5 protein-coding genes and 1 pseudogene are annotated in these 10,947 nt (G+C 45.4%); 3 read left to right on the forward strand and 3 right to left on the reverse strand.

The genetic code is table 11. The annotated features are described in order from the left end of the window. Positions 1-21 precede the first annotated feature (21 nt). A complete protein-coding gene (locus tag AB5903_RS15410) occupies positions 22-1,209 on the forward strand; it encodes a mechanosensitive ion channel family protein (RefSeq protein ID WP_368117997.1) in 1,188 nt (395 codons plus the stop codon). 141 nt (positions 1,210-1,350) lie between these two features. Here AB5903_RS15410 and AB5903_RS15415 read toward each other — a convergent pair whose 3' ends face one another. Both AB5903_RS15415 and AB5903_RS15420 read right to left on the reverse strand, forming a co-directional pair. Continuing rightward, positions 1,351-2,517: a hypothetical protein gene (locus tag AB5903_RS15415; RefSeq protein ID WP_118207077.1), complete on the reverse strand. Its 1,167-nt coding sequence runs from the start codon at positions 2,515-2,517 to the stop codon at positions 1,351-1,353. A gap of 55 nt (positions 2,518-2,572) precedes the next feature. Continuing rightward, positions 2,573-5,281 carry a TonB-dependent receptor gene (locus AB5903_RS15420; RefSeq protein WP_118207082.1) on the reverse strand — a complete coding sequence of 903 codons (2,709 nt, stop codon included), beginning with the start codon at positions 5,279-5,281 and terminating at the stop codon, positions 2,573-2,575. A gap of 222 nt (positions 5,282-5,503) precedes the next feature. Between AB5903_RS15420 and AB5903_RS15425 the strand changes: the two genes are divergently transcribed. Next, entirely contained in the window at positions 5,504-7,930 is a 2,427-nt protein-coding gene (locus tag AB5903_RS15425; protein ID WP_217733704.1) for an ATP-binding protein, read from the forward strand. A 93-nt stretch (positions 7,931-8,023) separates the two neighbouring features. Here AB5903_RS15425 and AB5903_RS15430 read toward each other — a convergent pair. Continuing rightward, positions 8,024-8,269 (reverse strand): annotated as a pseudogene (locus AB5903_RS15430) (SDR family NAD(P)-dependent oxidoreductase); the annotation flags it as partial. A 390-nt stretch (positions 8,270-8,659) separates the two neighbouring features. Here AB5903_RS15430 and AB5903_RS15435 point away from each other — a divergent pair. After that, the coding region (locus AB5903_RS15435) for a SusC/RagA family TonB-linked outer membrane protein (RefSeq protein WP_368117998.1) at positions 8,660-10,947 on the forward strand (2,288 nt) is incomplete at its 3' end.

The raw sequence follows: 10,947 nt of genomic DNA on the forward strand, positions 1-10,947 counted from the left end.
ACAGCCCCTTCTTAGGCCGATATGCTCGATCAGTTTATAGCTTTTGCGCTTGTGCTTATCGTTGCGTTTCTGGCTGATGTCATTTGTCGGAATATCCTGTTGAAAGTAGTGGCGCATTTGATAAGGAAAACAAAAGCTACATGGGATGATATTGTTTTTGACCGTAAGGTACTGATTCACCTCAGCCGTATGGTGGCTCCCGTTATCATCTATGTCTTTATTCCGGTAGCCTTTGCCGAGACAAGTTCCTCTACGTTGGGCTTTATCCAGCGTGTCTGCCTGATTTATATTCTAATCACATTCCTAAGTTTTATCAACTCGTTTCTGAAAGCCGTTTATGCCGTATACAGCGAGAAGGAGCAGCTTCGCGACCGCCCTTTGAAGGGTATGTTGCAGACTGTCCAGGTGATACTTTGGTTTGTAGGGGCTATCGTGGTGGTAAGTATTCTGATTGACAAGTCTCCGTTGTCGCTATTGGCGGGATTGGGTGCTTCTGCCGCTATCCTGATGCTGGTGTTCAAGGACTCGATTATGGGATTTGTTTCGGGAGTGCAGCTCTCCGCCAATGATATGCTGAAGGTGGGCGATTGGATTGCGATGCCCAAATACGGTGCAGACGGTACGGTGATAGAAGTCACGCTGAACACCGTGAAAGTACGTAACTGGGATAATACCATTACCACGATTCCGCCGTATCTGCTTGTCAGCGACTCATTCCAGAATTGGCGCGGCATGCGCGAGAGTGGGGGACGGCGTGTCAAGCGCTCCATAAACATTGATATGAACAGCGTCCGGTTCTGTACTCCGGAGATGCTGGACAAATACCGTAAGATTCGTTTGCTGAAAGATTACGTAGAGCAGACGGAAGCGGTGATAGAGGAGTATAATAAGAAACATCATATCGACAATTCCGTCCTTGTCAACGGGCGTCGTCAAACCAATCTGGGTGTGTTCCGGGCCTATCTGACCGCTTATCTGAAAAGTCTTCCCGATGTAAATAAGGAACTGACCTGCATGGTGCGGCAGTTGCAGCCGACCGACCACGGTATTCCTATGGAACTTTATTTTTTCTGTGCCATCAAGGACTGGGTTCCATACGAGGGAGTGCAGGCAGATGTATTTGACCATGTGTTGGCCATCATTCCCGAATTCGATTTGCAGGTATTCCAATCACCGTCGGGAAGGGATTTCCAAAGGGTGCTGTCTTAATTCCTGAAGGATAATTGGGTGCAGATGCTTCATGGGAATTCGGTTGTGCGGGCAGAAAAAACATACAGCCTGCAAAAGTTTGAACCGTTGCAGGCTGTTGCCCTGATAAACTTTATAAAGAGAATTTGGAATGCGTGCGGGTTATTTTATCCAGTTTCCTTTCATCCAGTCGCATGCGGCTTTAATGGCGTCGAAGGAAGCGTAGGACAGCGTAGCATCCACTTTGTTGCTTGTTACGGCGGTGAAGTCGTCGTTGGTGTAATCTCCGTCGGATTTCAATGCGGCAGTGACGGTCATATTGGTGAGTCTGGAAGTACCGTTTTTCAGCGAGGCATTCGTTAATGCGCTCTCCACTACCAGCGGTTGTCCCTTGCCGCATACTTTGGCATTGTCTATATCGGCTTGAGTGCCGCGACGCAGACGGATGCCTTGTTTGCTTTCGCCGTTACCTGCGAGGATGAGGTTTTTGAGTACGGGATGCGATACGGGAGTGGCTGCATTGTCGTTTTCGTTATTGTCCGCTTCGATGAGGCAGTCGCAGTCGTATCCTAATGTGGCTTTGGCTTCCTGATAGGCAACGAGGTCAGTGCCTTTTCCGTTCCAGCCTTCGGTCCAGTCGAAAGAGTCGTCGCTGCAACTTACCACTACCATATTGCTTACGTTTACCGAACCGCCGAAGAACTCGAAGCCGTCGTCCGAACCTTTGTAAGCCTCGCAGTGGTCTACAATCGTACCGTTACCTACACCGTAAAAGGAGATTCCGTTGGCTTCATGTTCTTCGTCGAAGGCAAACCCGGTGTATTCCAGACGGATGTACTGCAATGTTCCGGAATTGTCGGCATCGTCATTGCCGCCATATACGGCGCCGCCTATCTCTGAACTTCCTTTACCGCCTTCGGCATTGGTATGCGCTTTTCCGCAGATATGAATGCCGCCCCATGCTCCGGGTTCCTCTTTTTCGCTGGTCATGACGATAGGTTTGTCGGGCGTGCCTACGGCATTGATTTTGGCACCTTGCTTCACCAGAATATAGTCTACGATATTGTCATAGACAGATATAATCTTTACTCCTTCTTCGATGTTCAATGTGGCGCCTGCCTCTACAATGTATTCACCGCTCAGTTTATAGGTGTTGCCGGCTTTCAGGGTCACGTCTTCGGTTATTGTACCTTTCAGGGTACTGCCGTTTTCTATCCCGTTGCCTTTGTCATTGTTGCTGTCGTTGGTGTTGTCATCGCTGCAAGCGGTGAGGGACAGCATTCCGGCTGCGAGAGCCAGCGAATAGAATTTCGATTTCATTGTTTTCATAATTCAATTGTTTTAAGTTGACTGTTCGTCTGTTTGATAATCTATTTAAAAGGATTTATAATTTGTAGCTGAAGCCAATTTCAAAGTCGGTACCTTTTTTATAGCGCTCCACTTCCACTTCCGTGCCGGTGGAAGGTACTTCCTGCTTAAAGATGACGTTACGGTTCAGCAGGTCGTTTACTTGCAGTTTCAGGCTGAAATGCCTGTTGAGGTCGTATCCGGCACTGAAGTTCAGTGTGTGCAGAGTCTGTTGCTTGATGTCTCCCAGATTGGATACGCCCACCGCATGGATGCGGCTGCCTTGCAGATTGTAGAGTAAGGCGAGGTTCAGTTGCCGTTCTTCACCGAAACGGGGAGAGTAGGTGAGGTCTGCATTGGCCAGAATGGGAGAGGCGCCTTGCAAAGGACGTTCCTTGTTGGTGTAAGCGCCGCCTTCGGGCAGTTTTACGTTGGTATACATATAGCTGAGGTTAGCACCCAAACGCAAGTCTTTTATCAATTGTTTGCGGAATTCCACTTCTACGCCGGCAGCCATTCCGTTGTCCGCATTCCGGAAGCTGTGCAGGGTAGCTCCGCCTTGCAATGCCTGGATACGTTCTATCGGGCTGTCGAGGTATTTGAAGTAACCGGTCAGAGAAATCATGTCTCCGTTTTTGCCGAAGCGTTCGTAACGCAAGTCGAAGTTGTAGTTGTAGCCGTTCTGCAACTCGTCGTTACCGCGGATTTGTGCCGAACCGTAGGATTCCTGATAGAGGAAGGGAGCCATTTCGATGAATGATGGGCGGGTAACGGTACGGGATGCGGAGAAACGGATACTGTTGGCGTCGTTTATTGTGTACTTCAGATTTAGGGTGGGGAAGAAATCGTTTTTATCCAGATTGCGCCGTTTGGCATACCAGTCGCCGCCGTCAGTGGCATAGTCCACCCACTGTTTGCTTATTTCGTAGCGTACGCCGAGGTTTACAAGTAATGACGGTACGGGGTAGAAGTCGGTCAGCAGGTATCCGGAGTAAATTTCATTTCCTGCGCGGTAGCTGTCTTTGGGTTGCATCACGCGTTGTACCGTTACGTTTCCGTCTGCTATGTTCTCTTGGTTCAGGAAGCCGTCTGTATCGTAGATGTCGGTAACGGTGGGATTAATTTTGTTCAGGTTGTAGTAGAAACGGGTTGCTTTGTAGTCGCGGCTTTTATTCTTATAGTTGAAGCCCAGTTTCAGAAAATTGTTTTCGTTCCACTTCCAGCGCAGGGCGAGGTTGCCGTTCCACTCTTTTTCATCCAGGCTGCCGAAATAGCGCATGGTTTCCTGGCGGTTCAGTTTGAACAGGCCGAGTGTGCCGTCATCATTCTTTATATACATCACTTGGCGTCTGTCCGGTTCTTCGCTTCCTGTCTTGCTGTACGAGCCGCCCCAGGTCAGTTCCCAACGGTCTTGTTCGCCGAAGTTGTGAAGGCCGTTCAGTTGGTGGTTCTGCAAAGTGTAGATATGTGTGATGTTATTGCTTCCGGTCAGCTCGTGGTCTTCGGCATCTGTTCCCTCGCGGCGTTGGTAAGTGTCTGTGGCATTACGCGTGTAGAAGAAAGTATAGCCTATGCGGTCGTGCCGGCGCAGCGTGTAGCCTATGTATCCTAATGCAGCGAGTTTCAGTTCTTGGGCATAGCTGTCGTATGAGAAGTTGTCCTGTACATTGCCGGTTGCTTCCAGGGTTTTATAGAAAGCGTTGTCCATATTCTGATAGCCGTTGCCGGCGCTTACGGATGCCAGTATGCTGAGCGTTTGGCTGTCGATGCTGATGTTCTTGCCGAAGCCGAGGTTACCGTTAAAGTCCGGCAGGGTTGATTTCTTCTTTACGGCAAACGAGGTGTCGAATATATTTCCGGTCTTTACATAGTTGTCAAAATCAGACAGAGGCATATCGAGTGCCGCCTGGTCCACACCGGAAGTCTTGAACAATGAGCCGTTGCGGTTCATCTGATAGCGGTCTTTGCCCAGGGTATTGAACTTCCCGCCGGTGTTGAAACTGATGCTGAAGAAATCTTCGGCGATGTTCTCTTTGGTACTGATGTCTATGTGTGCACCTGAATAGTCGGCAAAGGCTTCCGCGTTATATACCTTACTTACGGTGATGTTCTGTATGGTGCTCGACGGAAATAGATCCAGCGGAATCAGCTTGTTGTCGGGATTGGGAGAGGCGATGGGGAGGCCGTTCAGGGTAGTCGTGCTGTATCGGTCGCCCAATCCCCGTACAATGAGCTGGCCGGCATCGGCAATGGAGATACCGGTAATCTTTTTTACCCCTTCTTCTACATTGCTTATACCTTTGATGCTCATTTCTTTTGAGCCGATGTTTTCGATGGCGAGTGTAGCTTTCCGGCGCTCCATTTGCAGGGCACGTTCGCCCTCAAGGTTTTTCCGGGCCACTACGGATACTTCGCCCAAAACCTGTGCGTCGCTTTCCAGTTCGAAGTTCAGCACGACATCGGCTTTGCCTGACTTTACATTGTTTACAACGATGTCTCTGTAGCCTACATATTTTATGGATAATGTGTAGATGCCGTTTGTTACATTCAGGGAGTAGTTTCCGTCCATATCGGCGATGGCGCCTTGCGTGGTTCCTACTATCTGTACGGTAGCTCCGGTCAGCGGTTCCCGGGTCTGTTTGTCGGTGATGGAACCTTTGATAGTACCTGCCATGACTGTCATGACAGAAAGCGTAAGGAATAAAATAAGGAAGAATATCTTTCCTAAATCTAATTTCGTACTCATCTCTTTTATGCGTTTCTTAATCCGCTGCAAAGATGCGCCGAACGTGTTTCAAGAGTGATACATACATTATACATTCTGTTTTCGTTTGTATGAAGGAGCTGTTACGTAATCCGTACGATTTTATCATGCGGTATAATATAAATAATAATATTAAATACTTGTTTGTTTGAGTTTTATGGCTATATTTGTCCCATTATCAATAAACAAACAGACAAACAAATTATGGATGTTCCCCCTCACAATGATAACGAACGCTTTCGGCGTTTGTCTTTGCTTGGGCGCATTGGTTGGTGGGAAGCCGACTTTTCTGCTGAGCAGTATTTATGTTCCGAATATGTATGCGATTTGTTGGGGATGAAGGGGGACAGCCTCTCTTTTCAGGATTTCGGCCGGATGATTCGTGAGGATTATCGGGGACGCATTACCAGAGAGTTCCTTTCCATAAAGGAAGTGGAAGTATACGAACAGACCTTTCCTATCCATACGGCAACCGGAGTTGTCTGGGTACATTCCCGCATGGGGTATAGAGAGCTTGCACCCGATGGGCATCTGAAAGCTTTCGGAATCCTGCAACGGGTAACGGAACCCGTAAACAAAGAGGATAAGGACCGCATGTATCATATCAATAATTTGCTGTATCGCCAGAACTCTATTTCCCATTCCTTGTCTCATTTTCTTAAAGACGAGTCTGTAGCTTCCGGCATCTACGAAATTCTGAAAGATATTTTGGACTTTTTCCATGCCGGACGTGCGTATATTTTTGAGTATGAAAAAGATTATACTTTTCAGACTTGCACTTATGAAGTTGTTGCCGAAGGGGTGTTACCGGCGGTAGAAGCATTCCGGAATATACCGGTTACTTTCATGCCGTGGTGGACTACTCAAGTTTTGTCGCAGAAACCTATATTGTTCGAGTCATTGTATAAGTTGCCCGAAATGGAAGAAGGCGAATTCCGGTTATTGGAGCAGCAGGGTATCAAAGCTTTAATGGCTGTTCCATTGGTGGCGAATGATACGGTGAAAGGTTTTATGGGAGTAGATTTGGTAGACCGTACTATCTTGTGGAGCAATGAAGACTACCAATGGTTGGGATCGTTGGCCAATATCATCAGTATCTGCGTTGAACTGCGTAAAACGCAGGATGAGGCAATACGGGAACGTCAGGCTTTGGACCGTAGTGAGAAACTCTTTAGAAACATTTTTGCCAATATACCGGCTGGGGTGGAGATTTATGATACTGACGGCTTTCTGGTAGATGTCAATAACAAGAATATAGAAATATTCGGTATCCGCGATAAGGCGGATGTGATAGGTATCAACCTGTTCGAGAATCCTAACTTGTCACCTCAGTTGATAGAGCAGATACGTGACCGGGATATTGTAGATTTCAGATTGGATTATGAATTTGAAAATGTAGAGGGATATTATCCTTCCGGTAAGCGCAATAAGATAAACCTATATACCAAAATCAGCAAGTTATATGATAGTAAGGGTAACTTTACCGGATATGCCTTTATCAATATCGATAATACCGAGCGTATGGATGCTTTGAACCGTATTTGTGATTTTGAGAACTTCTTTCTGTTGATTTCTGATTATGCAAAAGTAGGTTATGCAAAGTCGAACTTGCTGGATAGGAAAGGCTATGCCATTAAGCAGTGGTATAAGAATATGGGAGAAGATGAAAATACGCCTTTGTCGGATATTATAGGTGTATATAGTAAAATGCACCCGGATGACAGAAAGCGGATTTTGGATTTTCTTTATAAGGCACGGCTTGGAGAAGTAAGAGACTTCAAGGGAGAGATACGTATTTTGCATCCGGGGACGGAAGCTCAATGGAATTGGGTGCGCACCAATGTGGTAGTCAATCAATATCAACCGGAAAACGGTGTAATAGAGCTTATCAGTGTAAACTATGATATTACGGAATTGAAAGAAACCGAAGCCAAACTGATTGATGCTAAAGAGAAAGCCGAAACGGCAGACCGTCTGAAGAGTGCTTTTCTTGCCAATATGAGTCATGAGATACGTACTCCGCTGAATGCAATTGTAGGTTTTTCCAGTTTGTTGGTGCAGGGAGAGAATCCGGAAGAACGGGAGCAGTATATGGCGATTGTGGAAGAAAATAATGAGTTGCTGTTGCAATTGATATCCGATATTCTGGATTTGTCAAAAATAGAAGCCGGAACCTTTGATTTCATAAAACAGGAATTGGATGTGAACCAACTGTGTGAGGATATGGTGCGTACGATGAAACTCAAAGCCAAACCGGGAGTAGAGGTTGTCTTTGATCATCGCCTGCCGGAGTGTATCATTGTGAGCGATCGTAATCGTTTAAATCAAGTGATAGCAAATTTCATGAATAATGCGATAAAATTTACTTCGACCGGTAGCATACGTTTAGGTTATGGGCAGGTAGAAACCAACTTGCTGCGCTTTTATGTTGCTGATACTGGCATCGGCATTATACAGGAAAAGCAGGCTGAGATATTTGACCGTTTTGTCAAACTGAACTCTTTTGTACATGGCACAGGATTGGGATTGTCTATCAGCAAGAGCATCGTTGAGCAACTGGGCGGCACTATCGGTGTGGAAAGTGAATCGGGTAAAGGGGCTTGCTTTTGGTTTACATTACCTGTTGCTTGATAAGAAGCTTTTTTCCCTTTTGCAGATGTTTGGGTAAGGGTAAGTTGCATGAGTATTGGGTGAAGTTGGCGATGTAGCCTTTACCTTGCTTAGCCATCGCGGCACTATCCAAAGTTTCTCAAGACTGGCGATGTCCGGCACGTTACCGACGATACCGATTACATCTTCACCATAGGTTTTCAGTTCCTCTACACGCTTGTCCAGTTGTTCCTGACGGATGTCTACCGCAACGACTTTAGCGCCTTGTTGCATAAAATACTTGGCAATGCTGCCACCCAATACACCACCTGCATCGGTGATGACTGCTACTTTACCTGTAATACTGAATTGTTCGTTTATAATCTTTTTCTCCTTTTTTCTTTTTTATACGGGAAAGCACGCGAATAAAGCATGAAAAATATAATTCCTTATACTTTATTATTTTCTGCTTCACGTATCTATATTGTATATTTTATACTTGCGTTTTCTTTTGTTTCATTTAGTTTTCTACTTTCGTACTCATCTCTTTTATGCGTTTCTTAAATCTGCTGCAAAGATGCGCAGAAGTGTTTTAAGTTATACATTCTATTTTCGTTTGTATTAAGGAGTTGTTACTCATTTATAGCAAAAAAAGGATGTTTTATATCAAAATAGTTATTCTATAGTATTTTTAAGATTTATATTTTTGTTGCAGTAAAACACTGTGTTCGAAAACGCTAATTTAAACTAATTGTAAACCAAGATTATTCTATGAGAAGCAGGAAGAAAGAAGGAGTATATTTTATGAGTATACTCAAGCGTCAGGTGCTGTTTGTGCTCTTTGCTTTTGCAGCAACCTTATGCGCATTCGCGCAAAACAAAACAATCACAGGACTTGTGGTAGACGGAAACGGTGAATCCATCATCGGTGCCAGTGTTCTTGTCAAAGGGACAACGAACGGAATTATCACTGACATCGACGGTAAGTTCACACTGAATGATGTGCCTGAAGCAGGAGTTATCCAGATTAGTTATATCGGCTACAAGACTCAGGAAATCTCCGCTAAGAACAAGGCCAATCTTAAAGTGGTGCTTGTAGAAGACAATGAAATGCTGGATGAAGTAGTGGTAGTAGGCTATGGTGTTCAGAAGAAATCGGACGTTACCGGTGCCATGATTCGCGTAGGTTCCGAGGAACTGAATTCACGTCCGGTAGCCAACGCCTTTGAAGCTATGCAGGGCAAGGCAGCTGGTGTAGACATTGTCAGCAATGAGCGCCCGGGCGAAGTGGGAACGATTAACGTACGCGGTGTGCGCTCTTTGAGTGCCAGCAATACTCCGCTGTATGTAGTGGATGGTATTCCTTTGATGTCCAATAGCGGTATTGAAACTTTGAATCCGCAGGACATTGAGTCTATTGATGTATTGAAAGACGCCTCTGCTACGGCTATTTACGGTTCTCGTGGTGCTAATGGCGTTATTCTGGTTACTACCAAATCCGGTAAGGAGGGTAAGATGTCTTTGAACTACTCCGGTACGGTTACTATCGAAAACCTGCAGGACTATTCCGAAATGATGAACTCTGCAGAGTATATCGATTGGCGTCGTTGGGCTTATTACTATCTGAATCCTTCCAAATATCCTCGAGGAGACCAGCCCACTAAAGAGAACGATTATGAGATCTTTTTAGGTGCTACAGACCCTACGGCTTGGAAAAACATTGAAAAAGGCTGGGCAGGTGGTACTTGGGACGGCTCTCGCGTACCTAATACGGATTGGTGTGATATGGTTACGCAGACCGGAGTTACCCATGAACACACGTTGAGTGCCAGTGGAGGTACGGACAAGATGAAAGGTTATGCGTCTATCGGCTATTTGGATAATGAGGGTACGGTGAAAGGGCAGTCTTATACTCGTTATACTACAAAACTGAGTTTGGATTTGAAGCCTACTAAATGGTTTAATTTAGGATTGAATGTTAATGGTACGTTTAGTGAACAGCAATATGGTTCGTCTGCAAGTTCTGTCGGTCAGTTGATAAAGGGTATGCCTTCTAACTTATATGCAGCATCTACCAGTTTGTTCCCTTATGCTTCACCTTATGATGAGGATGGCAACCGTATTGAATATCCCGGTGGTGATGATAAAGTAAAGAATGTAATGAATGAATGGAACAACAGTCAGAATGAACGTCGTATGTTCCGTGCTATCGGTAGTTTGTATGCTCAATTGGATTTAGGTGAAATTTATGCTCCTTTAAAAGGCCTTAGATATCGTTTTAATTTCGGACCGGATTTCCGTTATTATAGAAACGGTACATTCCGTAATGAAGAGTCAATTAGCAGTGAAGGTAAGAATCGCGCTTCCTTGTCTAACCAGTCTGACTTTTCCTGGACGTTGGATAACTTGATTTACTATGACAAAGAATTTGGAAAACATTCAGTGGGACTTACTTTATTGCAAAGTGCTACAGGGTATCACTACGAAGAATCCTCTATGGCGGCAGAAGGTATTCCTTTGGAAAGTGCGAAATGGAATGCGTTATCAAAAGAAAATGTCTCTTTGCTGGATGAGTGGAATAGCGGACTGATTGAGAAACAGCTCCTTTCTTATATGTTCCGTGTGAACTATGACTATAATAATAAGTACTTATTGACAGTTTCCGGTCGTTGGGATGGTGCTTCACAGCTTGCAGAAGGCAATAAGTGGGCTTTCTTCCCCAGTGCGGCTTTGGGTTGGCGTCTTGATCAGGAAGAGTTTCTGAAAGATGTTACTTGGTTAAACCAGTTGAAATTCCGTTTGGGTGTTGGCGTTACCGGTAATTCGGCTATCGACCCTTATCAGACGAAGGGTGCTATAGTTTCGCTCTATTATCCGTTCGGTTCTGCGCTTGCTCCCGGTTATGCCGCTTCGGAACCATTGATTAAAGATGGAGCTGTGGCAATGGCCAATAAGAATTTGTCTTGGGAGAAGACCACGCAGTATAACATCGGTCTTGACTACTCGGTTTTAAACGGACGAATTTCGGGAGTTCTTGATTTCTATACTTCACGTACTAC

Source organism: Bacteroides sp. 2201st1_D9_2201SCRN_220225, from assembly GCF_040928965.1.
GTDB lineage: Bacteria > Bacteroidota > Bacteroidia > Bacteroidales > Bacteroidaceae > Bacteroides > Bacteroides stercoris.

Coding starts and splice junctions, on each gene's coding strand:
- AB5903_RS15425 (WP_217733704.1), top strand. CDS start 5,504: ATGGATGTTCCCCCTCACAATGATAACGAACGCTTTCGGCGTTTGTCT.
- AB5903_RS15415 (WP_118207077.1), bottom strand. CDS start 2,517: ATGAAAACAATGAAATCGAAATTCTATTCGCTGGCTCTCGCAGCCGGA.
- AB5903_RS15420 (WP_118207082.1), bottom strand. CDS start 5,281: ATGAGTACGAAATTAGATTTAGGAAAGATATTCTTCCTTATTTTATTC.
- AB5903_RS15410 (WP_368117997.1), top strand. CDS start 22: ATGCTCGATCAGTTTATAGCTTTTGCGCTTGTGCTTATCGTTGCGTTT.